Below are 24,739 nucleotides of genomic sequence, written 5' to 3'. Positions count from 1 at the left end.
AAATGGTGAAGACCCAAAATAAATTTATTCTAACAACAGAATTATTTATTTAACATAGCCTAAATTTTAAGGGAGTATTGAAATTGCATCAAAAAGCTTTCGGAATTGGAATTTTGATTAATTTGTCATCATGATTAGCTGGAATCCCTCTTCCATCCGTGTTGTTTGTGACAAAAAATAAATGATCTCCCAATATGAATACATCCCGCACGCGGCCTACGTTGGAAACGATTTGTTTATATGTTTTATTTTTTAAATCGAATGCTAAAACACCTTCTCCCCGCAACTGTGCAACATACAAAATCCCATTATGATAGGCAATTCCGGATGGCGCCCAAGTAAGAATTCCAGAATGGAACAATGGTGCGATCATCCCGTCTTTCATTTCATCTCCTTGAATAAGCGGCCAGCCATAGTTTCCTTTCGGTTTAATCAGATTAATTTCATCATGCGCACTTGAGCCATGCTCAGAGCTATAAAGCTGGCCTGTTTCATCCCATGCCAAGCCTTGTGGGTTGCGGTGTCCATAGCTATAGACAAGGGAGCTGGAATAAGGATTATCGTCCGGTATGGTGCCGTCGAGATTCATTCGTAAAATTTTTCCGCCAAGAGATGTCTTGTCTTGGGCAATCATCGAATCTGTAGCATCCCCAGTTGTGATGTACAGTTTTTTGTCCGGTCCGATTTTGATTCTTCCACCATGATGAAAGTTTCCGCTTGGAATTCGATCAAGTAAAACTTTTTGCTCAAACCATTCATTATTTTCTTCCCGTATTTCTACAACACGATTGAATTGCCCGTTTTCATCCTCATATGTATAGTAAAGAAAGGCGTAATTCTTTTTCTCGGGATGAAGCGCAAACCCTAATACACCAGCTTCAGCTGCTGTTGAAAGTTTCTTTTCTAAATGTAGATTCTGTCTAATTTTTTCATCGCCTGTAATTTTCACAATGAAGCCAGTCCGCTCTGAAATATAAAAAGATGTCCCGTCCCAGTCGATCGCCCATGGCACACTTAAATCTTGGGCAATAATTTCCATGTTGATGTTGTTATTTGTTTGTTGTACATTTTGAGGGCTGTTTTCTTCTTGTTTTAGACAGCCGGTTAGAAGAAAAATGATGCTGATCATGATGAGAGGATATTTCGTCATAATAATTTCCCTCCCTTCTTAATCCTGAACAAAGGTTTAATCTTTTAATCCGAAAGTGAAAACATTGATCGCATTCCCCCTTAAATCCTTATTAAAATATTGGACAATTATTAGAATAATTTACCGTTACCGAACCGGCTAGGTCGTTTAACAGGAAGCTGAAAATCTCTAGATTTTTCGAGTATTTTTTGACACCAAGTCGATCGAAGTTGTGAACGCTTTTCTTTGTTAGATACTTCAATCTTAAAGCATAATTTTTCCTGTTCTAACTGTAAGTATTGACGACACTCATCATTTCCTCCCCAATTCCACCAAAATCCATAAAAACCACCTCTTGGATTAGAAACATAATCCCAATCACCTAAAATTCCCTTCTTTTGAAGTTCACTATAAAATCCTTGCCACGAAAGTTCTTCCCATTTATTTAAAGGGTGAGTTTTATATTTGTTGAAAGCTTTATCGATTGATAACAGGTGTTGGTAGTAATCATTGAATATTGTATCTTTAATATTTAATTTATATCCTTCGTGTAAAATAGCTAGCATATCTTGCCTTAGAAACGGCTTATACCCTGCTGTTTCAACCGTATGAAAACTACTCTGATTTCCTATTTTATAATAAATAGGGAGTTGATAGTTATATCCGCGTTTTTTCATGGCTTCACAATATCGAATGAGTTGATTGGTGTGATCGTTGGTATATGTTTTATCTTCAATTAAAATAGCATACTTATCATTTATTACAGCTAATATATCTAAACCATCCAGTTGTTTTATAATTGAAACATTTTCAATTGTCGGAACCGGTTGCTGATGCTTTTTAAATATAGCTTCAATAAACTTTTTTCCAATGTGATGCAGATTGGGATCTAAGGCGGAAAATTGAGGATTTGCCCAATCCATTAACCAGCATAAAAAAGCATCTTGTGATAGTTCACTTGTTCCATAGGAAAATAAATTCGGTCTATTCATTATTTATCCCTTCTCCCTTTCATTGATTTTTTAATAAAATTCCCCTAAATTTTATTACCATCTAGAGTGTAAATAAAACCTCTAGCACACTTCTGTTCAAAAATCAAATATATGCTTTTTATAAAATCTACCTTCTTTATTTTAGATTTCTAATGAATTTTTCCAGTTATCTAGATTGAGTTCGGAGTTTTTGGATTCCGTTTCTATTAATCGTACATTTTTTAATAATTCGTCCAAATTATGATGACCTGTGTATTCTTCCCAATATCCAAACTTTAGAATGGAATGAATATTCATGGCAGGATATAGGATTTTAGAATGTAAATCTAAGATTTGTCCTTGTTCATTACGTAACTATTCATCCCGATAGTAGTATGTAAAGAAGCGCAACACAAATAGGGCATCCCCGTAATAGAAAATGCCCTAAGTGGTAGAAAGAGCACGATCGAGCGTTTCGCCTGTCAACAGAAGACATAACGAATCCCACACGTTTTTTTCGTGTTTCGTCAGTTAGGGGGATTTTAAGAATTCTTTTTGATGTTACTGTCCAGCTTCTTTGAGCAATAAAAGCAGAATAAGCCAACAGCTAAACTTAAAAAGGCTGGTACAATGGCATAAACGAAGAAGGGTGTCCAAATAAATAGGTATCCACTAATTGCAAATATAAGCCAACTGGTAATAAGTAAAAAACTAGATAAAAATTCTTTCATAAATATCACCGTCCTAAGAATGTAACTTTATTTTATCATAGGACTATCCATAATATTGGAATAACTTGTTGCACAGTTCGAAGAAATAGTGTAACAAAACACTAGAAGATACTAAACCTAAATTGTATTCCACCAGATGATCCGAATACCCCTTTTTTAATAAGTTAAATCCACACTTGTAATATTAGTTATACGGATGTATAGATATATCCCGTTACAAGACCGGAATGTATGCTTTTTCATATTAGTGGATGCCCACCTTTTATAGTTTAACGATTCCCTAAAAAGATTATTTTGATAGTATTTACTTAGCCACATACTACACACTATTCCAGTTTCAAACTAGGAATGGGGTGTAATGATGAACTTTGACAAGCTAATCAAGGAAAAGAAAAAAGGATTTTATTTTCGAATCGATGTAGGAAAAGATCCAGTTACCGGTAAGAGAAAGCAAGCAAGTTTCGGACCGTTTCGTACAAAGACTGAAGCGAAGAAAGAACTTCTTAAAATTAAAGCCCAAGTCGATGATGGAAGTTATTTTAAAGAAAGTACAGAAGATTTTCCAATGTTCATGGAGCGGTGGTTTAACACCTCTTACAAAAGAACAGTAGAAATAACTACCGCCAAAAGCAGAGAATATGTAATCAGAAATCATATTATGAAGTATTTTCAACATAAAAAAATTAATGAAATTACAACATTTGATATTGACAGTTTTTATGTAGACAAGTTAGACAACGGGTATTCAGGTGCATATATCCGACAAATGCATAATTTGCTCAATCAAGCATTTGATCAAGCTGTAAGATGGTCGTTGGTTAAAGTGAATCCTGTAAAGAATGCTAAACCACCCAAAGTGAAAAGTGAAGAAAAAATAACATGGACAGTAGATGAGGTAAATCGATTTCTGAATCTGATTAAAAATAGCTCTATGGAGATTCCTTACCTTCTTGCGATTTTCACAGGAATGCGACGTGGAGAAGTTTTAGGACTAAAATGGGATGACGTGGATTTTGAAAATAAGAAAATCCGCATCAAGCGCAGCTTATGCTTTGTCTCAGGCAAAGGACTAATTTTTAAAGAGCCTAAAACAAAAAAATCGAAAAGACAAATTTCGATTTCTCAACATGTTGTAGATGTATTAAAAAAACATAAACAAAAACAAGAATTTCAAAAGGAGAAATTGGGTGTTCAATACCAAGATAACAATTTAATTGTCTGCACTGATGACGGAAAACCTCTCGATCCACGAAACTTGTTACGACAATTTTATCGCTTGATCGAAGAAGCAAACGTACCGCGTATAAGCTTCCATGATTTGCGGCATACACATGCAACCATCTTAATGCAGCAAGGCGAAAATCCAAAAGTGGTTAGCGAACGGCTGGGACATTCTCGCGTCGGTATAACTTTAGATTTATACTCACATGTCAGTGACGATTTACAAGAGCAAGCGGCAGAGAAATTTGAAAACGCCCTCTTAAAACAAAGTCAGAACCCTTTAGTTGACTAAAGGTGCAAGTTTTGTGCAAGTTTTTAAATCCCGGAGATTGTAACACAATTGCTAATAAAACGAAAAAGCTTGAAACCCTTGATACACAAGGATTTCAAGCCTCTCACTTTAGTGATTCCGACTGGGCTCGAACCAGCGACCTCCACCCTGTCAAGGTTAGATCCAGCCGAAATTTTATGTATCAACAAGTGGCTCAACAAGTTTCAAATAAAACCACTTCACATTTTATTTTATTAACTTTAATTATAAAATGGTCGTCAAAAAAAGTAAAGTGGTTATATTGAATATCGTAAATTTTTAAAAAAATTTTAAGCAACAGCCGTTTCACATTTTAAAATTAGCAATCCTGTTTTCGTATAGTTAATATGAGTAACTTTATATCGATAACCTGCAATATCATATTCATCATTTACTTTTACCTTTCTTGTATTTTCATTATCTTGAAGCGTAATCAAAATTTCCGTATCTGCTGTTCTAATTGCACCGCCATCAATTACAACTTTCTGCTGTTCAACTATGCAAGGAAAATCTTCATATATCGGATCAGTAGTTTCATATTGTTCTTCTCCCCAAGGCGTTGTACCGGTAAGAATTTGTTGCCCCTCTTGAATCATAACTCTTATTGTATGAGTACATTTTCGCATGAGTGCCTTCTTATATTGTTTCCCTTCCGTCACATCAGAAATAATTAAATAGTTTTTTCTATTGTGTAGAATTAAATTTCCACGTTGTATTGAATCAAGAGTATAAATATATTTATCCTCATAATCGCCAATTTTTACATTCTGTACAATACATTTTTTCGATACATTGTCAATTGTTACTGTTTCCCCGACTGTGTCAATAAGAAATTGAAAATCAGATGTATCAAATGTAAAAGGATTCATTTTTTAACCTCCTATCATGTCGCCAAAAAAGCGAACTCATAGTAACATCATGTCATCATGTATAGTCGGAAGTAACATCATAAAGTAAAGACCTTAAAAAAGGAGGATGGATAATCATCCCCTACTGCGTGACATCACGCATTTTACGACATAGTATTAAGAATTGAAAAGCATAAATACGTTACCTTGTTGATTTTCTTCATCTGTTTTCATGCTGCGAATTTTCCGCTCCAGTTGGTCAATACGATTTAATAAATTTTCATGAAAATCAGTAACAGTCATATCGTCATGTTTATAGTTTTTCATGAGTTGAACATTATTTGCGATTGATTCAAGAATGGATAAAGCAGTTTTGTATATGTTGCGTTTTGCAGTTGCGCTGGAAGGATTATATTCATCAAACGGTTGTAATTCATTTTCTTGAAGGTAAACCGCTAATTCATTTTGATCGAGGTTAATTCCTTGTACCTCTAAAAGCAACCGCTGAAGATTCGTCATATTCATCATTTCCTTTCATTTTATTTTCGTTAGATAGGTAATCATAGGCAAAGCGTATTTCTATTCAATAGAAACGAGCAATATTTCATCTATGTTAAAAAAACGTTGATATATAGGCATTTTTTAAATGTATAATGAATGTGCGAAAAGTATTGAAATATCAACGTTTTTGAAAGGTGAGAAATTAAAAGAAGTCGTCCGAAATTGAAAAATTTTTTGTGGGTGTGTAAAATGACTTGCTACGGGCAAATTTTGGCAATTAGGGGGTACTTCTGTATGCTTTTTGAGTTGCCCATATAATGTTCGTTATATGGGTTATTGCTTCCTATAACATGTATTATGTTAACTAGAGCATATTTTTCCCTAATTTTTACCATATTTTATGTATTTTTTTACATTTTTAAGCCCATCTATACGTCTAACAAGCCCATTTTTTGACTTGACCGCCTGCCCTGCCCCTGCTACTCTTTTTTATTTATTTTAATTGGCTTTCTGCGACTCTTTTTATTTAAATTGGCTTTTTGCGCCCCATTCATAACAGGCGAGCGCAAGCGGATATATCACTGTCAAGTATTTTTACTTGTCACGTTTACATTTTCATTAAATACAACATCTTGTGTCTAATTATCAAATCTACTACTATATGTAGTGTTATTTTCTTCCTTTAATCTTATAAGTTCTTGCTGAACATCATGCACATACGGATTCTGTTCGAGCGTTGTTTGCAAACTCAATCCACCTATTTCACGCAATGCTTTCATGTTTTCAATAATTTCTCTATCGTTTGAAGGCAACGCATACTGGAACACTAATCCAAGTGAATCAAATTCATCATCACTAAACGTTACGCCTTTGTATTCTAATAACTTTCGTATCTTCTCAAAACGTTGCTCAATACCTTCACGCATAAATTGTTCATTTTGTCCTGCTTTCATCATTGCCAATTGATACAAAATTCTAACTGCTTCCGTACTCACATTACTTATATCTGTTCTTCCAACGGCAATCGCAGGCAAATGTGCTACTGTATATAAAGCATTTAACAATGTTTCATACAATGTATCAAACGCATTTGAATCAAACTTATTACTTACAAATTCAAATGTTGCTCCATCATCAAGATTAAGCCCTACCCCAATAACATCAATTGGCAATCCTTCGCCTTTCAATTGTTGTCCTGTAACTACTGGAATACCTGTAATAAACTTATAATATGCATCAGTTGCTTTACTGATTAAATCCTCAAGCGAATCAAGAATACTTATCCAATTTTCAAGTTCACTTTTACCTTCATTCTCATTTACTTCATTTGTTGTTTTATACACAATAGGCAATCCACTTAAATTCGCATAACGCCCTGTCATTCTTAATTGACCGCCTTTGTTGTTATATGTTTCGACAACATCATCACTATAAACAACATAATAATCAATCCCATCCACCATGTATGCCTGTACAAATGCGATCATTTCATTATCGTGATTATAGATAGGATAACCTTCACTTGCATCAATCAGTTTACTTTTAATTGTATTCTTATCTAAATAAACATACTCATACACTTGTCCATATTTCAACATCTTATCTAAAATCCGATAATTCAACCGATCATATTTCCCTTGACGATTCACTTTCTGATATTCTTTTACAATGCGCTCTTTTCCTGTTATTGTTACTGGATTTTGCAACAAGAATGATGTTTGGAAATTAAGTAATGTTAAAGCATGATTAAGCACAATTTTTCTTGGTACATATTCCTTACCTGCAAATTTTTCGTTGGGCTTTTGAAGAATCTTATGTTTTCCGTCAAGATAATCTTTTAAGTTTAATACATTCATTACACGTTGCTGATTCGATACACTCTGCACTTCTTCAATAAACCAATCAGAACGCCCTTCATGGTATTCTTTAATATATTGTTGAAGATTCATTCTATACATCCCCTTTCAAGAAAATAAAAAATGGAGTAACGAAACGTTACCCCTGTAACTCCACAAAAATTTCTGTGGCGTTTCAAAACCGAAACAATCAAATTTGAAACATCAAATATCAACATAATATTTCGCCTGTTTCATTGCTTGTACTGCCATAGCAACACTAATTACAAGGTCATCGAAATTTGATTTTCCTTTCTTGTTACCCATCTTTCCATTCTTTTGCTCTTGATATATCTTCATTTCCTCTAATGTCCGTACACATTCAATGTTAATCATACCTAATTCAAATGCTTCCTTCATATCGTTTATAATTATCGGCTTCGTAACATTAGTCGTTTGGAAACCTAATTGCATTTTACGCTTTCCTTTTTGATCGAATACTTTTTGTTTAAGAAGATTCATATAACCGTATTCTTTACGCAAGCGTTCAAGTAAAGGTAAACCATATGAGTTTCTTTCAACTGCTGTAAAAGCGTAATTATAAAAACGCCCTAATTCATTTACTATTTCTGCAAATTTATAAACTGGAATGTCATTTGCAAAGAATGAAGCGACTTGTTGTCCGTCTACATCAAATATACTCATCGTTGAATAGTCGCCACCTTGTCCACTTGACACGTCCACGCCTGCATAGTGTCTAATTTTTTGTTTAGGTAAATGATAGATGAAAAGATTTTTGTTTAAATACGGCTTTAAAGCATCGGGTAATACATCATAAACCTCTTTTGTTTCAAGTGCAGGAATAACATATTGCAAACGCTCGATAATTTTGTTAGTGTCAAAGATTGACTTATTGCTTTCCACAAATGCCTCGTCTGGTGTAGTCGGGAATTCACGTCTAAACTTTTCCAAACTGTTTGTCGCTATATAATATCTACGAAACATTAATTGTCGATATGTAGCACCGTATTTGTCACGCAAAACCTTCTCATCATGTTCAAGGTCATCATACGTCATTCTGCGCCCATTGTTATTAGTTTTAAACCACACTTCTGCTTCATCAAATGTATGTTTAAATTGTGATTGATACGCTTTTGCAAGCCACGAATAAAAATGTGCCTTCCAAACGCTTTCTTTATCACGATATGCTTTCATGAACATTTCTTGATATGTGTTATATCCGAACGCAGTTGACTCAATAATGATTGCACTAGATTCATTCTTTGCAAGCGCAGGAATACATGTCGCAATAATTTCTTCTTGTACATCAGCAGGATACTTCGCCATTTCAGAAAGGTGTATCATTTGAAATGAGTTTCCCGAAATTGCATCTTCTCCTTGCGCTGTTGCGATGATGATTCGTGATCCATTATCAAGATACAATTCTTCTCGGTTGTTTAGCAGTGTTTTAGGAAATAAATTCGGATACTTATCATGAGGAAGATTTTTATACATCTTTTTCAATTTGACAAATAAACTCTTTGAAACAGAAGCATGATGAGTCATAATAATATAGTTTGTATCGGGCTTTGTACATGCACTATATAACATGTATGCAAGAGAGAGTGTTGTGAATCCGATCTGTCGTCCTTTTAAAATGATGTTATATTTTTCCATATTCTTTATAAATTCTTCCTGCTCTGGATTCAACACAAACGGTACAGTATCACCGTTATTGTCGATGATTTTAATGAAGTTTTTTGCAAAGAGTTTAAAATCACTCATGATGATTTTTATTTTTTCTTCTTTACTCAATCTTTTAGTCAATCAATCTCACCTCCTGTGACACAAAAAGAAAAAAGAGTGCCATTTACGACACTCCTTAAAATAGAAATTTTATTTGTATAGAAATTTTCAAAGTGAATTTCTCCTTTTTTACACACTCTAAAATCACGTTACCCGATACATGGGTAATTACCCGACTATGGGTAACGATGTTGGGTAATCATCGGGTAACGATAGAAAGATATATTATAATACTAAATCATCATCCTCATCTTCTTGCACTTCTTCTTGTTTTGTCTGTGTCCGATTCATCGACTTTTGAAGTTGTGCCATATCTTTATGTAATTGTAAAAATAATTTCACTGCCTTTTCATCACCTTGTTTTGCTTTTTCTGATACAACATCATAAACAGTTTCTAAATCTCGCTGCATTTTACGTTTCATATACAACATATACAATTCAAAATATTCGTCTGTTTGTTCCCAATTTTGAAAGACGATCATCGACTTTCTATCTGCCCACTGTAAAAATTCTTCATCAGACATAGAAAGAATATGTGCATTTTTGGCTGTCCGTATTTGAAATTTCCGCATGAAATACGCTCTTTTCCGCCAATCCACTTTTTCAAGTGCTTTGTGTATGCCTTGATTTTTCATTTCACATCATCTCCCTTATTTTTTTGAAACAATAAAAATGGACTAGCGTTTTGCTAGCCCATGATTGAAATTCTAAAAGGTTATCTTTTGGCAGTATATATAATATAGTATATTTTAACTGTATTATTTATTTATAATTCTAAAAGGTTATATATTGGCAGTATATATAATATAATAGTAAATTATTATAATAAATATTAAATAATAATTATAATAATTAAATATATGTATTATTATATGTACTGCCAAAATGTCACCTTTTTAATTTTCTATATGTATAATTAAATGTTATATATTATATATACTGCCATTTTGTAACCTTTTTAATTTTCATTTTTCTGCGGTAAAAATTCCATCTGTTGCTGTACTTGCATTTCTTCCTCTAATAACTTATCCCATTCATATTGTTTTAGTGTTTTAAATCCACGTTTTTTATACGGTCTTACTGTATCAGAAAACAAATGATCCTCATTAACATAATATGTATTTGCTCTGCGTTCTTCTTTTGGTAGCCCTGCAATAAATTCTTTATCAAAGTAACATTGAATCATATTATGTTTCTTGAGTGCATCTAAATATCTGTATAGTGTTCTTTCAGGAATACCTGTATGCTCAATAAGTTTTTCAATTGAAGCGTCATATCCATCAAAAATTTGTGCTTTAGAACGCAAAAAGGCGTACAGATAAAAACCTGTACACCCTAAATCATCATTCGTCATACAGAAAAGAAATGCTTCAAACGGTACTAAATGAGTACGCTCAACATCGAAAAATGTTCCATTTTCATAATTATCTTCTTCCGATTCCTTATCTCTGTAAAATGCCTTGATTGGGAATTTGATTTTAAAGTTTTTCGGTACGTTTAATGCTTTTATGTATTCTGTGTATTCTTGAAAGTCATCAACATATTGAAATTGTAGCCCATCAATTTCATCGTATGAATAAGAAATAGGAAAATCTTTTGTTGTTCTAATATAGTCCATTTGCTCAAGGATTCCATTTTGCTTAATTAAATAATCTAATTTCTTGTAATTCTCATTGTAACCTAAAATTCGCTTAATGAATTTCTGGTCAATCAGTTCATTAACTATTCCATATTTGGCATATCTATAAGCCCACGTAACAAAATAAATATAGGAATAAGCAAATGCAATATGTGAAGGATTGTCGATATTGTTTTGTAAATCAGAAAAGATTTCATTAGGCATAAAGATTTTAGATTCATAATCATTAAATTGTAATATTTGTTCCATCTCTGTATAAGTCATCATATTTGCATACCTCCTATAAATTAATTAACGATTTTTATATTCTTGAAGTGCTTGATTGAGAAACTCTGTACGCTCAAAAAGCGTAAAAATCATGCCTGTTTTCAAATGCCTGCCTTCACATATATAGTCGATATTTTTTTCATAACGCAAAAAATCTCTTAATCGTTTGTCATAGCAAAAGAAATAATTTTTAGCCATTTTTTGAATACCTCCTAGCAAAGTGTTGTATATTTCATCTTTCTTGTTCCAGTAAGAGCAAAAGAAATTAAATTCGGTATCTGATCTTTTGATTGGATACGATATGTATAGTCATCTTGTGTTTTAAATTGTGCCAGTAAACTAAATTGCTTATTAGATGGTAACTCTATCGGAAAATCAAAAAACCCTTGCAATTCTGCAAGGGCAATATCAGTTTCTAAATATCCTTCATTATTCAATTTAATTTTTGATTTAAGATTGTACTTTTGTTGAAGATGTAAATAATCGGCTTTTGTTGTTTCATTAAGTAAATCAATCAATTCATCAAAGCCAAGCAAATGTAAATATGTATTATGTACTTTTCTAAACGCATCAGAATAATGACCTAAAAATGATGAATCAATTGCTAAAAGAATCATTTTTCCTTCTTTTGTCGCTGGTAAAGGTAAATTATAAAAACTCAACATGGTTAATGTTGTGGACATGGCATATTTCTTTGTGTAGTTACCTGCATGTACTTTCAATAAAGCATTGATATTTGCAGTAAGAGGATTCACATAGTCATTTTCATTAATTCTTACTACATGATTGCACCATGATTTACCCTTATGTAAAGCAAGGTCAATTCCGATTGCCTTCCGTTTATCTTCTTTATCTGCAACGAATATGTTTTTAAAATCATAAAAGTAATTAATTTCATTTCCTTTTACATACTTCTCAATAGCACAACCTACAAGTGAATCTAAATCATCAGTTAAAATAAGTGTATTTTGTTTTTGTGTATAATCTGAACACCAATTCGGGAATTTCTCTCTCAATTCTTTTTTCATATAGTACAGTGAAGAGAAGAGAACACTCCCGCAACTCCTATATATTTAAAACAAAATTTTCGTCAACGTCATGACGAATATAAAAAGCACTCCTTTTACTCATAAAAACAAACGAGCAAAAGGAGTGCGGTCATGACGTGTTCTTGTTAATCTCTTTCACATTCTTCGCCTCCTTTTTCTTTGATTAAAATATGTGTTTTATTTTTGGTCTATATAGCGTCTATATAGTTCTACTTTCTCTTTCTTCATTCCACATTCGCCCCTCTCGTATCTCGAAAGGAGAGATTGCGAGCATTGTAGTACTTGTGATAATTCCTTTTGCGAAATTCCTTTTTTTCTGCGTTTGAGCAAATACTCATCACGCAATTTGATGTTCATCGTTTTCACCTCCTGTCAAAAATATGAGTAAATTTTTTATAAAAAAAGAGGACACAAGTATAAGCAAGTGTCCCCTTTTTGAAACTGTATTTAATTAAGCAACTGTAACAACCGCAACTGCTTTCGGAGAGCCGACTTTTAAAGTGGCTTCTGCAATTACTTGACCTTTAACGCTGTCGCCTGTTTTAGCAAGTGGTTCAAATGCAGGTTCACGGAGATATACAAGATCGATATACGCATCGTTAAATACAACCATTTTGTCGGCTGGTACATGTTTAGAGAGTACAATGTTTACAGTGCCATAATTTGTTTCAATGCTATCAACAACAAGACCGAAATTAGTTGTTTTATGCTGGTAAGAATAACGATCTTTATAGATGTTATCAATTTGTTCTTTGATATCAGCATTTACTAATGCAAAATATTGACCTTCGGCAAGGTCTTGATTCCAAAGATTGCGCATTACTTGTTTTACGTGATCTTCTGTTACTGTGCCAGTCACATTGACTGCATTTGTCGGATCTGCAAATGCAATTAATCCTGCCATTTGACGTTTGAAAGGTGTAGTAGAACCATCATTTTTAATTCCGTTGATTAGTTTTTTCTCTAAATTAATTTTTAATTCAAGTAGACGGTCACTTACTTCGCTATTTAATTGATTAGATTGCATAGCGATAGCAGTACCAGAAACACTCACGCCTTTTTTGAAGATTTCGAGAACATTGTTTAATTCTCTGCGTCCGCTTTCGGTAAATACAGTTGTATCTTCGCCCTCAACTGCTGAAATATCTTCGTCATGAACAAGAGAACGTTCACGCCATGTATAAATAGTAGATGTTGCTTTTTCAGTATTTCCTTTTGCGAGAAGCAAAGAAGTAAAAGGTGTATAATCTACACCCACAACAGCGATTTCTTTAGAAAGATTTACTAATTCTGATTGTGTAAAGTTAGTAGATTTAAACATAATATCATCCCCCATTAATTTTAATTTTTATTATTGAAATAATTTAGATAATTTAACTGCGATCATGCCAGCCACATTTTTTTCTTTTTCATATTTTGAATATTCATCTGTTTTGACATGATCGGCAGGAATATAACCTGTTTCGATTTTTATTTCATTTACGATAGTAGCAAGTTTCTTCACAACATCTTTTAATTCATCTTCATTAGATACTTTTACAACATCAGCAAACTTTTCCAAACCATTTTCTTTAAGTGTTAATTGCACTTGTTTCTGAAATAGTTCTTGTTCCTTTTCAGCCATCTTTTGCGCTTTTTCTGCTTCATTCGCAAGTGTTTGCTCCATTTTTTCCATCTTTGCGACAAGTTCAAGATATGTTTTCATATCCACCGTTTGTTGCTCTTGTTGTTGAGTTTGCTCTTGTTGCTGTTGATCTTGTTGTTGCTCTTGAGTTGTTTCAGTTTGAGTAACTTTTTCATCAGACATAATATCTACCTCCATTTTCATTTTCATTTTGAAAATTGAATTTTTACCGAATCCCTAACGAGAATCGGTTTATTATTGTAAACTCCCGAAAACTCAAAGATAATCTCACTTTGATTAATCGGCAAAACATAATCATAAAAATAGACACCATTATCTTCTTTATTAGTGTCATCTAATGTTATCTGTTCAATTTGTTGTTTTTGCGAATCATAAATCGTCAACTTCACGTCAGCAGGATCAATTAACTGCCCATCAAACGTGCGAAAATGACATTTCAATCTAACTGTATCCCCTGCAAGTGCCATCATATCACCTCCACAACGGAAGGATTCTCGATTGCGTATGTATTAGAAAGATTATCTTCAAACTGTACAGTTGAAGTATTTTCAATTACATATACAGAAGCATTTACAATTTTGTTTTGTATTGGTGCAACTGCAATTACATTAGATTTAATATGATTTATGTAAGAAAGTAATTGTTGTATTGTCTTTGTCTTGCGTTCAACGATTGAATCAATAGGATTCATATAACTTGTAACATGTTGTGTCACACTTCTAACCGTTCTATTTTGCTTCTGAACGCTTGTCGCATTTGGTAGTGTATAACTCGATATTGTCCGTTTCGTGCTTGTATGGCGTTCTGAAAGCGTCTGAATGGTATTTAAAAAGGATTGTGTTTGTTTCGTTGATTTATTGATTTTAGATGTTTTAGAATGAATATGATTCACATATGATTGAATTGTAATCGTTTCTTTTTTCGGTGGTGCTGTTGGTACTCCAAATATTTGCAAGTAAGGATAATCATTATTTATTCCCCATGTATTAGTAAAATCCCATCCGACATATGTTGTTTGTTGTTTCATTTCAGCAGTTGTTTTTCCTGTGCCACCTGCGGAAATTGTTTGACCACTTGTATTAATATCAAAATATGAATTTGTAACTTTTGTTGAATCTACATGAGAACCAACTAAACCGCCATTGTATAAATTAGGATCTGGTGTTACTGTTACTAAACCTGTCGAGTAACATTTATTTACAAGTGAATTAGATGTAGCACCATTTCCAACTAAACCACCAACACGCCCTCTTCCTGTTGTGTTAGCATGAGAAAAGCAGTTTTCAATTAATCCGCTGTAATGCCATCCAACTAATCCGCCTATTCCATATTGCCCCGATACATTTCCTGTTGTATAGCAGTTTTTTATTGTGCTATTCGTAATATTCCCTGCTAAAATACCAACGTAATTCACGTTTTGACCGACAACATTTGCATTTTCAATTGCTAAATTTTGAATAGTTGCATTTTCAGTAAAACTAAACAGTCCGACATATGCAGTTGTTGAATTTATTGTGAGATTTTTAATTTTATATCCTTTACCGTTAAAATTTCCCATAAATTTTTCTGAAGATGTGCCGATGGGAGTAAAATTCCCCCAGCCCGACATATCAATATCATTTCCTAGTTCGTAATAAGCAGTTAGGTTATTTCTTACATTATGTAAATCTTGCGGTGTTTGAATTATATAAGGATTCGATTGTGTTCCTACACCTAACATTTAATCACCGCCTATACAACTTGCGGCACTTGGATTTCATGAATCACCGTAAGTTCATCCATATCACTTTCAATTGTGAAAGATGTAAATGATTCGATTGAATAAGGTTGACCGCCTGTTGCAACATCATATATTGCACTTGAAGCAAATGTTTGCGGTTTCGTAATATCTGCATCAGAACCCTTTACAACGATTTGCAATTTAACTGTTTGTCCTTCGATTGTTGAAGTCACTCTTGAATCAGAAGGCGAAAGGCGTAAAATTGGATTCCCTAAATCATCACGTAATTCAATGTATTGCCAGTTTGCTTGAATATAATCTCTAATTGCTTGATATGCACTAGAAGTAATTTCAGCCATTCATTGACACCTCCATTTTTTCAATTTTCTTCTCAATTCGTTCGATCGCCTGCACGATACGCTCTTGTGCTTCATTTTGTTTTTCGATTTGTTCAAGAAGTTTCTGCTCACGTTCTTTTGATTCTTTTCTTGTATCAATCAGCAACCAAACGAAAAGAGTAGCAAATACACCGTTTGAGACAAATTGTTCAATTGGAATAGAAGTTAAATCCATGTCAACGCCTCCTTTCCAAAAAGATTAAAAAATATGAGTAAAAAAGAAATAAAAAAAGAGTGAGCATTTAGCCCACTCTCAAGAAAATGGAGGCGAAAAAGTGAAAGAACTTGTAAAAATGGTAATTGACACATATGCAAATCACAAAAGATTCTCGTATTGTTGTTAAAGAAGTAGTTAAACAAAAAAGAGGATGATAAGTAATGGCTTATCATCCTCTATAATTAATATCATTAAAAATACAACCTAAATTTTTATTATATTACATTTCAACTTATCAATTCAATAATATCATTATAATTTTCTTTACCTTTTTCAACAATATGCTCACTCATTTCTTTTAGTGCTTCTTTTGATTTAATCAAATACTGCATGAACGATTTATTTACAATACGGACGAATCGTTGCTTATCTTTTTGCGTTTTTACTTCCTTCTCGCCTTTCCATCTTTCAATAAACCATTTTGCATCCTTTTCACTCATGTAATCAAATAACGCATCAATCACAGTAGTATTTATATCCCTTTTATTCTCATGAGCCGATTCAATCGAAATATCATCTTCATCATTCTCTTTTAAGAAATTAACTATATATGTAAATAACATTGCTTCATCATCAATCACATGTTCCAAAATATTTTCTGTATACTTCACAAACGTTTTAATTGTTTGATATGTATTTGTTTTAACTATGATTTTATATGTACGAAATGCTAAATATTCTGCCTTAATCCGATTGAGTGCTGCGTTCAAAGTTTTCGATATGTATTGTTGTGAAACATTCACTTTTTCCGCAATTTCTTGTTGTGTTTTCCCCGATTTTATATATGTATAGATTTCAAACTGTGCGTCAGAAAGAATATTTTCCAACCCACCTACAAACTTAAGAAATTTTTTGTATGTATTTGCATCTTCATCCTTTAGCCAATCACGATATATCTGTACATCACTAATATTCACTTCATCTTCGTTTTCAGTATTGTATACAATTTCATTTTCTGATAGAATTTCTGTATCGTATTGTGTTCGTATGTGTTCAATTACAACAAAATTCATTTTCTCTCCAGCCCAACTGATGATTTCAGATGGGCTTCTTTTTATGTCTACTTTCTCAAATATTTCATACAATGCGTTCAAGAAATATTCATTCATATCCTTTTTGTCAATCGCATTTCGATAGCAATATCTTGCTTCAATTCGTTTCATAATCTGATTTAATGCTTTATCTTGTGTACGAATATATCTTATTTCATCCCATTGCCCCAGTTCATTTTTTTCTTTTTCTACATACTCAACGATAAAATCACTCATTACCTCTTTATTTTTTCGATATTCAACAATCCAATCACGTAAAGTTTTCTTTTTCATCTTATTCCCCCATTCATTTTTTTTATTTTTTCCCTAAAACACAAACCGACAGCCGATCACACCGCTTTATTTTTTTAATCACCCCCTTGACATATCTTTATTTCATGTGTATCATGGTAGTAGATTATGATATAATGGTCTTATTATATTTTTATACACCACCCCTTATCGTAACAAATTCTATGGGTAAGTGCAAGAGTAATTTTCATACTTTTCGTAAATTTATTGTTAAATTTATGTTACAAAAATATTACAAATCAAGAAATAACTTTTAATAAAATTGACATTTTATCAAATTATCAAACTACTTCTTTAATAATAATCCACACACATCCCCTCAATAATAAACTTCCATTTTTTCAGTTTTTCCTGTGCTAACTTGCATATTCTTCATACATTTCTATCAATGTACTTTCATATTCACGATCAAGAAGAGCCCCTACAATCGCATAATATAATCCAAAAATATTTCGCACTTTGCGCCCGAATTTAATATTGCGAATGAGTTGCTTCATTGCGTCAATAGCAAGCGAAACTTTGTCATCTATGCTCATGTAAGTATAGTAATACGTTTGAATAGTGATTACCTTCCAAAATTCTTCAATCGTCTTATAGTCGTCAAAGAAACACTTCACAAGATCACGAAACTCGGTAGGTACTCTATTGCTTGTGAATGAAGCGTCAAGTTTATCATCTTTTTGCACGTTTTCATTACGTTTATTTATATTATTTTGATTGTTAGTTTCTAAAAGATTATTAGTTTTATATGCTCCGTCAATTTTCGCACTTTCTGCTACGTCAATTGTAGACGAATCAGAAACAATTTGTGACTGGTAACGTTGAAATACATAAACATTATGTGATTGTTTGCCATTTTCTTTTGTAGTATTGTAGACAATCAAAAGACCGAATTTCTTCGCTTTTCGCAGCATGCGCTCATATGTAGAACGTGAAATTTCTTGACCTGCTTCATGACATGCTGAAACAAGCGTTTGAATTTTAGCGTTAGAAATGCCAGCGACTTTTGCTGAAAAGCGAATAAGACGCTTGAGTGCAATAAGTTCGCTTTTTGTGAATTTTTGTTTTAAATCAATCATCCATTGCTCAATATGGTTGTTAAAATCCTTTAGATCACGGAAGTTTGACAAATGTTGGAACTGCTCAATGTTACCTGCTTTCATTGTTTGCCCTCCTATCAAACATATGTTCGATAGGATAAACATATTGAAATAAGCATACGGACTTGTATTTTTTCAAAAAATCGTGTATGCTTTAAGTAGTCGAATTGTTTTTCAATATGTTTACCCTATTGGGAGTGATGTTTGGCGCATCACTCCCGCTTTTTTGTTATCGTGCGAATGATAGTGCTTCAAATGCGTTTTGTGCATCTTGAAGTGCTTGCTCTTGAAATGACGTATCTTTCCCTTCACGCTTTGCTTGTTCAATGTCTTTTCGCATCTGTTGCATATGAGAAAATAGAGCAACTTTTATAGCGACTAATTCATTTTCAGTTAATTTTAGTGTTTTCATTATGTTTGATTACCTCCTTTTTAAATATCTAAATTGTTGAGTGGATTATATTTATCATTTTGTTCTCTTAAATCATTACCCCACATTGCGACATAGCGCATTGTGACGTTGATATTCTGGTGGCGCATGAGTTTCTGAATAGCAAATGCCGACATGCCCGACATGGCTAATCTGTGACAAAATGTGTGCCGAAACGTATGAGACGATAGACGTACATCTTTGAAATTCATGATCTTTGCTAGACGCTTAAAAACATTCTGTACTGCGTTCGGTGTGAGTTGTTTATTGTATCTATTTGTAAAAACATATTCACTTAAATTTTCAGCACCGAAATATTGCTCACAATACAATTTGTAAGATGATAATTCTTTAACCAATTTTTCAGTTATTGGAATCGTTTCACGTTTACGACTTTTGCCGAAAACCGTGATAGTTTGATTGACAAAATCAACATCTACCCATTTTAAAGAGCATAATTCACTTAATCTTAAACCTGTGCCAAGTAAAGTAACGATGATCGAATAATCACGATAAGCATAGAACGCTTTTTCTCTTTGTTTAATTCGTCTATAATAGTTCAGCATTTGCTTAATGTGATAATCAGAAAAAACGTCAATTTTAATATCTTCTTTTGCTCGTTGAATTTTTTCGGCTGGATTTTTATTAATTACTTCAATTTCAATCATGTAATTGAAAAATGCTCTAATTCGTTGAAGTTTCGTATTTGTAGTGGTGGAGTTGTTTCCTTTGTTTTGACAATGAAGTAAATATTTCTTGATCGTGTTCGGAGTGACATCTTGAACATTTAATATTTCATTTTCATTACAAAAATCTAGGAAATGTTTTAAAATGTTTTTGTAACTTTCGATAGTTTTAGGAGTAACATTTTTAAATTTCCTATCATCTAAAAAATCTTGAATTGCAAATTTAAGCAACAAAAAAACCACCTCACATTCTCTGTGAAGTGGTTTTACCGTATTGTAGCAAGTTTCGCTACGACCACAACATTTTTTAATGTTGTGAATGTTGAGCGAACCCTTGATACAACTATTTGCGATGATTCCGACTGGGCTCGAACCAGCGACCTCCACCCTGTCAAGGTGGCGCTCTCCCAGCTGAGCTACGGAATCGTATGTTGTTGTCCTATCGAACACATTTTTTATTATACTGACGTCCCCCCACATTGTCAAATATTTTTTTTAAAAAATTTTTAGCCATCGCGTATGCAATGGCTAATGGCGGATAAAGTCGATATGCGTGCCTTGGAAAAGACCGTCTTTATATTCATACGTGACGATTAAACTGCCGATGTATTCGCCTTTTTTTCGTTCGAGAAGTAAAACGGCCTTCAGTTTTTGTTTATCGAGCGCGTATTTTAAAAAGCGATCGAACGTCACTTTGACGCCTTTCTCGCCTTGGCGGTTATACGGAATGAGCGCGTGCACATGATCGATAATCAGCTCTGTTCCTTCGTCTGTTTCCCTCATCTTCACGCTCTTCAAAACAACGGCGCGCGGATCTTCGACGATCATTTCTTCTATGCCGTTTTCGTGATGGGCAAATACGTGCACTTCGTTTTTATACGTGCCGTTGCCGCGCGCTTTCACGAGAAAAACGACAATATTTTCTTTTCCATCTTTTGTGACATCTACCGAATGCAATTGCGGGATCACCTTCGGATCGTTGACATGTTCCCATTCCGGAAACGCATACGTCTGTTGACCGACGTGAAGCGTAAAATGACGCACCCAATCTCCATCTTCTTTGCCACATAGTTGTACGTTTGCTTCCTCTAATTTTTTTGTGCAAGTATCCCCATTGAACGAAAGCGCTGTCATAACCGATAATAATAATGATAAAAACATATGTGTCCTCCATACTTTTTCATTTAGTATGAAGAAAAAACGAAAAAAATATGTATTGCCATATTAAAAGTAGACGTGGTATGATGATTAGAAAAACATTCGAAAGGGATGGTGAGCTATGAGACGTGTCACATTAACTGACATCTTCCTTCACCCCATCACCCAAAAATATTTAAAACGTTCAGGCGTCGCGCACGCCATTGCGACCGCATATCATGCGTATCGCCTTGCCTTGCAATATGGAGTGAATGTTGATTTAGCGACAAAAGCCGCATTGCTTCATGATATCGGGCATTATGAATGGTACTCTAATGGAACATGGGACTATGAAACATATAAACAAAACGACATTCATGCGATTAAAGGGGCGGAGCGAGCGCATAAACTGCTTATTCGACTCGGTGAACATCCTCAACACGCCAAAGAAATCGCCCTCGCCATTTTGCTTCATACCGATTCGTATCTTCCAGAAGGAGAACTAAAACGAAAACCGCTTCAAACGATCGTGAAGCTCGCCGATGAAGCAGATGAAGAACCGGGTGGCAAACATCATTATCGCCAAATCGATGACGAACTCGCTTTAAAAAAAATTCAACAGCTCGATCGCATGGTCGAACAACAACTACAACGTAACGCTCTCGACCAAATTAGCTAAGGCTAGGTGTTATACCTAGCCTATACATACGATAACGCCTGTTCAAAATCGGCCATTAAATCATCCATTGCCTCAAGTCCAACGCTTATGCGCAACAAACCATCCGTAATGCCGCGACGAAGGCGTTCCGCTTTCGGCATCGCCGCATGCGACATTTTCGCTGGATACGATAAAATCGATTCGACCGCCCCTAAACTGACCGCAAAAATGGGAATGTGCGCATGTTGGACGAACGTCCGCACCGCTTGTTCATCTTCCAATTCAAACGACAACACCGCCCCAAATCCGCGCGCTTGTTCGCGATGAATGACGTGCCCCTCATGATGCGAAAGCCCTGGATAATATACATGTGCCACTTTCGGATGACGATGTAAAAATTGCGCCAATTGCATAGCTGAACGAGACGAATGCTCTAACCGAACGTGCAACGTTTTTAATCCACGCAACACAAGCCACGCATCTTGCACACCGAGCACGGCCCCAAACGAATATTGCAGTTTGCGAAGCTGTTTTGCGAGACGCTCGTCTTTCACAACCGCAAGTCCAGCAATGACATCGCTATGACCTGCTAAAAATTTCGTTGCGCTATGCAAAACGACATCGACACCGAGATCAAGCGGACGCTGCAACAAAGGAGTCGCAAACGTATTATCTAAAAACGTCAAACAACCGTGCGCTTTCGCAAGCTTCACAACCCCACGAATATCTGTAATTTTCAAAAGCGGATTGGACGGCGTTTCCATATAAATGACTTTCGTATTTGGACGAATGTGACGCGCCACCGCATCTAAATCGGTCATATCAACAAACGTATGTTCAATGCCAAATCGGCTCAATACGTCCGTGATGATGCGATACGTTCCACCATATACGTCATCGGTAATCAGTACGTGATCGCCTTTTGACAATAATAAAAATGCCGTAGAAATGGCCGCCATGCCCGATGCGAACGCAAAACCGCTGACGCCCCCCTCCAGTTCCGCAATCGTTTCCTCAAGCGCCTCACGCGTCGGGTTGCCAGAACGGCTATAATCGTACTTGCCAAACGTATCAAAATCAAACTGATGAAACGTCGACGCATGATGAATCGGGACACTCACTGCCCCCGTTTGCGTATCAATTTGCCATTGATTGTGAACGAGCTTTGTTTGTATATCCACTTTTCACACCTCTTTCATACGCTGAAACGCTTGTGCTAAATCAGCAATTAAATCATCATCGTGTTCAATGCCGACCGAAAAACGTAACAAACGATTACATACCCCGTTGGCGATGCGAATATCCTCTGGAATATCCATATGCGTTTGCGTTGCGGGATACGTAATAAAACTTTCGACACCGCCTAAACTTTCCGCAAACGTAATGAGCTTTAAACCTCGTAAAAAAGCATTCACCCATTTTTCATCGCGCACGCGAAACGACAACATGCCGCCTCTCCCCGGATATAACACATCGGTCACATCTTCGTGTTGTGTTAAAAATTCATAAATGGCTTTCGCGTTTTGTTCGTGCTGACGCATGCGCAGCGCAAGCGTCTTCATGCCACGAATTAACAGCCATGAATCAAACGGTGATAACACCGCCCCGATCGCGTTATGATACATCGCGAGTTGCTCGCACAGCTCTTTTCCTTTGGCAACAATGAGCCCGGCAAGCACGTCGTTATGTCCGCCTAAATATTTTGTCGCGCTATGAATGACGATGTCCGCCCCTTTCGTTAATGGCTTTTGTAACACAGGGGTGTAAAACGTATTATCAACAATAAGAAGCAGCCCATATTGCTTCGCAAACGTTGCCACCGCTTCAATATCCGCCTCTTGCATAAGTGGATTTGTCGGCGTTTCTAAAAAAATCGCTTTCGTTTTGTCCGTCACATGCGCCTTTACCGCATCGAGATCGCGAAAATCGACGTATGTAAACGACAAACCGTATTTCTTCCACCCTTTTTCAAATAGCCGATACGTTCCGCCATATAAATCGGCCGAAACGAGGAAATGATCGCCGCTTTCAAACAACGCAAACAACGTTTGAATCGCCGCCATGCCTGAGCTACATGCAAACCCTTGATCCCCTTCTTCTAACTGCGCAATCGCCTCCTCGACAATACGTCTCGTCGGGTTTCCTGTACGAATGTAATCGTACCCTGTCGACTGTCCGATCCCTTCATGCCGATACGCTGTTGAAAAATAGACAGGCGGATTGACCGTTCCTGTCGTCGTCTCGCTTCGATTGCCAATTTGTGCTAATATCGTTTCCACATGACTCATTCGCTCTCTTCCTTTCTAAAAAATAAAAGCCTTCAAAGAAGAAGGCTTTTACAGTCGCTTCTTCTTATCTTCCGAATTGAACGCCAATTCGCTGGATTTAGCACCTGACCGCTTTCGGCTGGTTGCTGAAGGTTCATCGGGCCAGTCCCTCCCCTTCTCTTGATAAGAACGTAAAACGATATTGAATTTTCTGATTTTTAATTAATGTATCTTATTTTCCGAAAAATTGCAACTATTTTTTATCCTTTTCCAACACGTGAGGGCTTCCCCCAAGTCTTTTCTCTCATTCCGCCGCAAGAGCATCGGCTTTTGTCGGATGGACGGTACCCGCTGGATGTTGTGGCGGTGCATAGATGGAATACAATTTTAGCGGAACGTTTCCAATGTTTATTACATTATGCCACGTTCCAGCAGGGACAAAAATAGCAGAACCGTCGCCCACTCGTCGTTCAAACGTTAGCTCGTTTTTCTTTTTCCCCATCCGTACAATCCCTTCGCCTTGTTCAATACGTAAAAATTGATCCACGCCCGGATGAATTTCTAAACCAATATCCTCCCCAACACGCAAGCTCATTAACGTCACTTGTAAATGCGGACCTGTCCATAACGTCGTACGGAACATATTGTTTCGTTTCGTCGCTTCTTCAATTTGAATGACAAACGGGTTCGGTCCGTAATCTTCCGTATATTCTCGTGGAAGCGGATAAGGCATGATCGGATATGGATACATTGGATACACGTAATGCGGATAGTAATAATACATGTTCTCACCTCTTTTTCATATTCATCGTCATGTTATGCACAACTGC

At 35.2% G+C, this 24,739-nt stretch carries 27 protein-coding genes, 1 tRNA gene and 1 riboswitch; of the genes, 2 read left to right on the top strand and 26 right to left on the bottom strand.

The features are described from left to right. Positions 1-88: 88 nt before the first annotated feature. Together AFK25_RS03870 and AFK25_RS03865 are read right to left on the bottom strand one after the other, a co-directional pair. Complete coding sequence (locus AFK25_RS03870) at positions 89-1,150, bottom strand: PQQ-dependent sugar dehydrogenase (protein ID WP_035065129.1); 1,062 nt, start codon at positions 1,148-1,150, stop codon at positions 89-91. A gap of 110 nt (positions 1,151-1,260) precedes the next feature. Next, positions 1,261-2,121: a PD-(D/E)XK nuclease family protein gene (locus AFK25_RS03865; RefSeq protein ID WP_035065195.1), complete on the bottom strand. Its 861-nt coding sequence runs from the start codon at positions 2,119-2,121 to the stop codon at positions 1,261-1,263. A 1,068-nt stretch (positions 2,122-3,189) separates the two neighbouring features. On the opposite strand from AFK25_RS03865, the gene AFK25_RS03860 reads away from it, so the two are divergent. Beyond that, the gene (locus AFK25_RS03860) at positions 3,190-4,344 is read left to right on the top strand and encodes a tyrosine-type recombinase/integrase (protein WP_035065126.1); all 1,155 of its coding nucleotides are present in this window, start codon (positions 3,190-3,192) and stop codon (positions 4,342-4,344) included. Between the two features lie 308 nt (positions 4,345-4,652). Here the strand turns inward: AFK25_RS03860 and AFK25_RS03850 are convergent, their stop codons facing one another. The 21 genes from AFK25_RS03850 to AFK25_RS03755 all read right to left on the bottom strand — a co-directional run bounded on the left by AFK25_RS03850 (position 4,653) and on the right by AFK25_RS03755 (position 21,008). Further along, positions 4,653-5,231, bottom strand: coding sequence for a hypothetical protein (locus tag AFK25_RS03850; protein WP_035065119.1), 579 nt, complete (start codon positions 5,229-5,231; stop codon positions 4,653-4,655). 156 nt (positions 5,232-5,387) lie between these two features. Next, positions 5,388-5,729, bottom strand: a complete 342-nt coding sequence (locus AFK25_RS03845; protein ID WP_035065116.1) for a hypothetical protein — start codon at positions 5,727-5,729, stop codon at positions 5,388-5,390. Positions 5,730-6,349: 620 nt separating this feature from the next. Then, positions 6,350-7,660: a phage portal protein gene (locus AFK25_RS03840; protein WP_035065113.1), complete on the bottom strand. Its 1,311-nt coding sequence runs from the start codon at positions 7,658-7,660 to the stop codon at positions 6,350-6,352. 111 nt (positions 7,661-7,771) lie between these two features. Then, positions 7,772-9,373 carry a terminase large subunit domain-containing protein gene (locus AFK25_RS03835; RefSeq protein ID WP_035065110.1) on the bottom strand — a complete coding sequence of 534 codons (1,602 nt, stop codon included), beginning with the start codon at positions 9,371-9,373 and terminating at the stop codon, positions 7,772-7,774. A gap of 204 nt (positions 9,374-9,577) precedes the next feature. Beyond that, positions 9,578-9,925: a hypothetical protein gene (locus tag AFK25_RS03830; RefSeq protein ID WP_128713013.1), complete on the bottom strand. Its 348-nt coding sequence runs from the start codon at positions 9,923-9,925 to the stop codon at positions 9,578-9,580. A 386-nt stretch (positions 9,926-10,311) separates the two neighbouring features. After that, positions 10,312-11,259 (bottom strand): hypothetical protein, encoded by a 948-nt coding sequence (locus tag AFK25_RS03825; RefSeq protein WP_035065106.1) that lies wholly within the window; start codon positions 11,257-11,259, stop codon positions 10,312-10,314. A gap of 24 nt (positions 11,260-11,283) precedes the next feature. Continuing rightward, positions 11,284-11,457 (bottom strand): hypothetical protein, encoded by a 174-nt coding sequence (locus AFK25_RS15065; protein ID WP_165569757.1) that lies wholly within the window; start codon positions 11,455-11,457, stop codon positions 11,284-11,286. A 14-nt stretch (positions 11,458-11,471) separates the two neighbouring features. After that, positions 11,472-12,287, bottom strand: a complete 816-nt coding sequence (locus AFK25_RS03820) for a hypothetical protein (RefSeq protein WP_035065104.1) — start codon at positions 12,285-12,287, stop codon at positions 11,472-11,474. A 198-nt stretch (positions 12,288-12,485) separates the two neighbouring features. Next, positions 12,486-12,665 carry a helix-turn-helix domain-containing protein gene (locus AFK25_RS03815; RefSeq protein ID WP_035065101.1) on the bottom strand — a complete coding sequence of 60 codons (180 nt, stop codon included), beginning with the start codon at positions 12,663-12,665 and terminating at the stop codon, positions 12,486-12,488. A gap of 94 nt (positions 12,666-12,759) precedes the next feature. Next, positions 12,760-13,629 (bottom strand): DUF5309 domain-containing protein, encoded by an 870-nt coding sequence (locus AFK25_RS03810; RefSeq protein ID WP_035065098.1) that lies wholly within the window; start codon positions 13,627-13,629, stop codon positions 12,760-12,762. Between the two features lie 30 nt (positions 13,630-13,659). Beyond that, positions 13,660-14,115, bottom strand: a complete 456-nt coding sequence (locus tag AFK25_RS03805; RefSeq protein WP_081957688.1) for a hypothetical protein — start codon at positions 14,113-14,115, stop codon at positions 13,660-13,662. 23 nt (positions 14,116-14,138) lie between these two features. Next, complete coding sequence (locus AFK25_RS03800; protein ID WP_240483386.1) at positions 14,139-14,423, bottom strand: hypothetical protein; 285 nt, start codon at positions 14,421-14,423, stop codon at positions 14,139-14,141. Further along, positions 14,420-15,673: a GLUG motif-containing protein gene (locus AFK25_RS03795; protein ID WP_035065093.1), complete on the bottom strand. Its 1,254-nt coding sequence runs from the start codon at positions 15,671-15,673 to the stop codon at positions 14,420-14,422. The genes AFK25_RS03800 and AFK25_RS03795 overlap by 4 nt, the downstream gene beginning before the upstream one ends. Before the next feature lie 11 nt (positions 15,674-15,684). Beyond that, positions 15,685-16,032 carry a hypothetical protein gene (locus AFK25_RS03790; protein WP_035065091.1) on the bottom strand — a complete coding sequence of 116 codons (348 nt, stop codon included), beginning with the start codon at positions 16,030-16,032 and terminating at the stop codon, positions 15,685-15,687. Next, positions 16,025-16,246, bottom strand: a complete 222-nt coding sequence (locus AFK25_RS03785) for a BhlA/UviB family holin-like peptide (protein ID WP_035065089.1) — start codon at positions 16,244-16,246, stop codon at positions 16,025-16,027. The genes AFK25_RS03790 and AFK25_RS03785 overlap by 8 nt, the downstream gene beginning before the upstream one ends. Positions 16,247-16,515: 269 nt before the next feature. Further along, a complete protein-coding gene (locus AFK25_RS03780) occupies positions 16,516-17,613 on the bottom strand; it encodes a sigma-70 RNA polymerase sigma factor region 4 domain-containing protein (protein WP_035065087.1) in 1,098 nt (365 codons plus the stop codon). Positions 17,614-17,987: 374 nt separating this feature from the next. Beyond that, a complete protein-coding gene (locus AFK25_RS03775; RefSeq protein ID WP_035065085.1) occupies positions 17,988-18,794 on the bottom strand; it encodes a hypothetical protein in 807 nt (268 codons plus the stop codon). A 166-nt stretch (positions 18,795-18,960) separates the two neighbouring features. Next, positions 18,961-19,143, bottom strand: coding sequence for a hypothetical protein (locus tag AFK25_RS03770; protein WP_240483385.1), 183 nt, complete (start codon positions 19,141-19,143; stop codon positions 18,961-18,963). A 20-nt stretch (positions 19,144-19,163) separates the two neighbouring features. Continuing rightward, on the bottom strand, positions 19,164-20,081 hold the full coding sequence (locus tag AFK25_RS03765; RefSeq protein WP_035065081.1) for a tyrosine-type recombinase/integrase: 918 nt from the start codon (positions 20,079-20,081) through the stop codon (positions 19,164-19,166). 119 nt (positions 20,082-20,200) lie between these two features. After that, a tRNA-Val gene (locus tag AFK25_RS03760) sits at positions 20,201-20,273 on the bottom strand. Between the two features lie 102 nt (positions 20,274-20,375). Further along, positions 20,376-21,008 (bottom strand): hypothetical protein, encoded by a 633-nt coding sequence (locus AFK25_RS03755; protein WP_035065078.1) that lies wholly within the window; start codon positions 21,006-21,008, stop codon positions 20,376-20,378. Positions 21,009-21,126: 118 nt separating this feature from the next. On the opposite strand from AFK25_RS03755, the gene AFK25_RS03750 reads away from it, so the two are divergent. After that, positions 21,127-21,663: an HD domain-containing protein gene (locus AFK25_RS03750; RefSeq protein ID WP_004891686.1), complete on the top strand. Its 537-nt coding sequence runs from the start codon at positions 21,127-21,129 to the stop codon at positions 21,661-21,663. Positions 21,664-21,683: 20 nt separating this feature from the next. Here the strand turns inward: AFK25_RS03750 and metC are convergent, their stop codons facing one another. From metC to AFK25_RS03735, 3 genes are all read right to left on the bottom strand, one after another. Further along, positions 21,684-22,823, bottom strand: coding sequence for a cystathionine beta-lyase (gene metC, locus AFK25_RS03745; RefSeq protein WP_035065076.1), 1,140 nt, complete (start codon positions 22,821-22,823; stop codon positions 21,684-21,686). A 3-nt stretch (positions 22,824-22,826) separates the two neighbouring features. Next, positions 22,827-23,930, bottom strand: coding sequence for a methionine biosynthesis PLP-dependent protein (locus AFK25_RS03740; RefSeq protein WP_035065073.1), 1,104 nt, complete (start codon positions 23,928-23,930; stop codon positions 22,827-22,829). Positions 23,931-23,991: 61 nt separating this feature from the next. Next, positions 23,992-24,099: riboswitch (SAM riboswitch) on the bottom strand. A gap of 114 nt (positions 24,100-24,213) precedes the next feature. Next, positions 24,214-24,693 carry a cupin domain-containing protein gene (locus tag AFK25_RS03735; RefSeq protein WP_035065071.1) on the bottom strand — a complete coding sequence of 160 codons (480 nt, stop codon included), beginning with the start codon at positions 24,691-24,693 and terminating at the stop codon, positions 24,214-24,216. Positions 24,694-24,739: the final 46 nt, after the last annotated feature.

This window comes from Anoxybacillus gonensis, from assembly GCF_001187595.1.
Lineage (GTDB): Bacteria > Bacillota > Bacilli > Bacillales > Anoxybacillaceae > Anoxybacillus > Anoxybacillus gonensis.
This window is presented reverse-complemented; position numbering and strand designations above follow the sequence as displayed.

Bases quoted from the DNA above. Each gene is read 5' to 3' on its own strand.
- AFK25_RS03870 (WP_035065129.1), bottom strand. From the start codon at position 1,150: ATGACGAAATATCCTCTCATCATGATCAGCATCATTTTTCTTCTAACC.
- AFK25_RS03865 (WP_035065195.1), bottom strand. From the start codon at position 2,121: ATGAATAGACCGAATTTATTTTCCTATGGAACAAGTGAACTATCACAA.
- AFK25_RS03860 (WP_035065126.1), top strand. From the start codon at position 3,190: ATGATGAACTTTGACAAGCTAATCAAGGAAAAGAAAAAAGGATTTTAT.
- AFK25_RS03850 (WP_035065119.1), bottom strand. From the start codon at position 5,231: ATGAATCCTTTTACATTTGATACATCTGATTTTCAATTTCTTATTGAC.
- AFK25_RS03845 (WP_035065116.1), bottom strand. From the start codon at position 5,729: ATGACGAATCTTCAGCGGTTGCTTTTAGAGGTACAAGGAATTAACCTC.
- AFK25_RS03840 (WP_035065113.1), bottom strand. From the start codon at position 7,660: ATGAATCTTCAACAATATATTAAAGAATACCATGAAGGGCGTTCTGAT.
- AFK25_RS03830 (WP_128713013.1), bottom strand. From the start codon at position 9,925: ATGCGGAAATTTCAAATACGGACAGCCAAAAATGCACATATTCTTTCT.
- AFK25_RS03825 (WP_035065106.1), bottom strand. From the start codon at position 11,259: ATGATGACTTATACAGAGATGGAACAAATATTACAATTTAATGATTAT.
- AFK25_RS15065 (WP_165569757.1), bottom strand. From the start codon at position 11,457: ATGGCTAAAAATTATTTCTTTTGCTATGACAAACGATTAAGAGATTTT.
- AFK25_RS03820 (WP_035065104.1), bottom strand. From the start codon at position 12,287: ATGAAAAAAGAATTGAGAGAGAAATTCCCGAATTGGTGTTCAGATTAT.
- AFK25_RS03815 (WP_035065101.1), bottom strand. From the start codon at position 12,665: ATGAACATCAAATTGCGTGATGAGTATTTGCTCAAACGCAGAAAAAAA.
- AFK25_RS03810 (WP_035065098.1), bottom strand. From the start codon at position 13,629: ATGTTTAAATCTACTAACTTTACACAATCAGAATTAGTAAATCTTTCT.
- AFK25_RS03805 (WP_081957688.1), bottom strand. From the start codon at position 14,115: ATGTCTGATGAAAAAGTTACTCAAACTGAAACAACTCAAGAGCAACAA.
- AFK25_RS03800 (WP_240483386.1), bottom strand. From the start codon at position 14,423: ATGATGGCACTTGCAGGGGATACAGTTAGATTGAAATGTCATTTTCGC.
- AFK25_RS03795 (WP_035065093.1), bottom strand. From the start codon at position 15,673: ATGTTAGGTGTAGGAACACAATCGAATCCTTATATAATTCAAACACCG.
- AFK25_RS03790 (WP_035065091.1), bottom strand. From the start codon at position 16,032: ATGGCTGAAATTACTTCTAGTGCATATCAAGCAATTAGAGATTATATT.
- AFK25_RS03785 (WP_035065089.1), bottom strand. From the start codon at position 16,246: ATGGATTTAACTTCTATTCCAATTGAACAATTTGTCTCAAACGGTGTA.
- AFK25_RS03780 (WP_035065087.1), bottom strand. From the start codon at position 17,613: ATGAAAAAGAAAACTTTACGTGATTGGATTGTTGAATATCGAAAAAAT.
- AFK25_RS03775 (WP_035065085.1), bottom strand. From the start codon at position 18,794: ATGAAAGCAGGTAACATTGAGCAGTTCCAACATTTGTCAAACTTCCGT.
- AFK25_RS03770 (WP_240483385.1), bottom strand. From the start codon at position 19,143: ATGAAAACACTAAAATTAACTGAAAATGAATTAGTCGCTATAAAAGTT.
- AFK25_RS03755 (WP_035065078.1), bottom strand. From the start codon at position 21,008: ATGTTTTTATCATTATTATTATCGGTTATGACAGCGCTTTCGTTCAAT.
- AFK25_RS03750 (WP_004891686.1), top strand. From the start codon at position 21,127: ATGAGACGTGTCACATTAACTGACATCTTCCTTCACCCCATCACCCAA.
- AFK25_RS03740 (WP_035065073.1), bottom strand. From the start codon at position 23,930: ATGAGTCATGTGGAAACGATATTAGCACAAATTGGCAATCGAAGCGAG.
- AFK25_RS03735 (WP_035065071.1), bottom strand. From the start codon at position 24,693: ATGTATTATTACTATCCGCATTACGTGTATCCAATGTATCCATATCCG.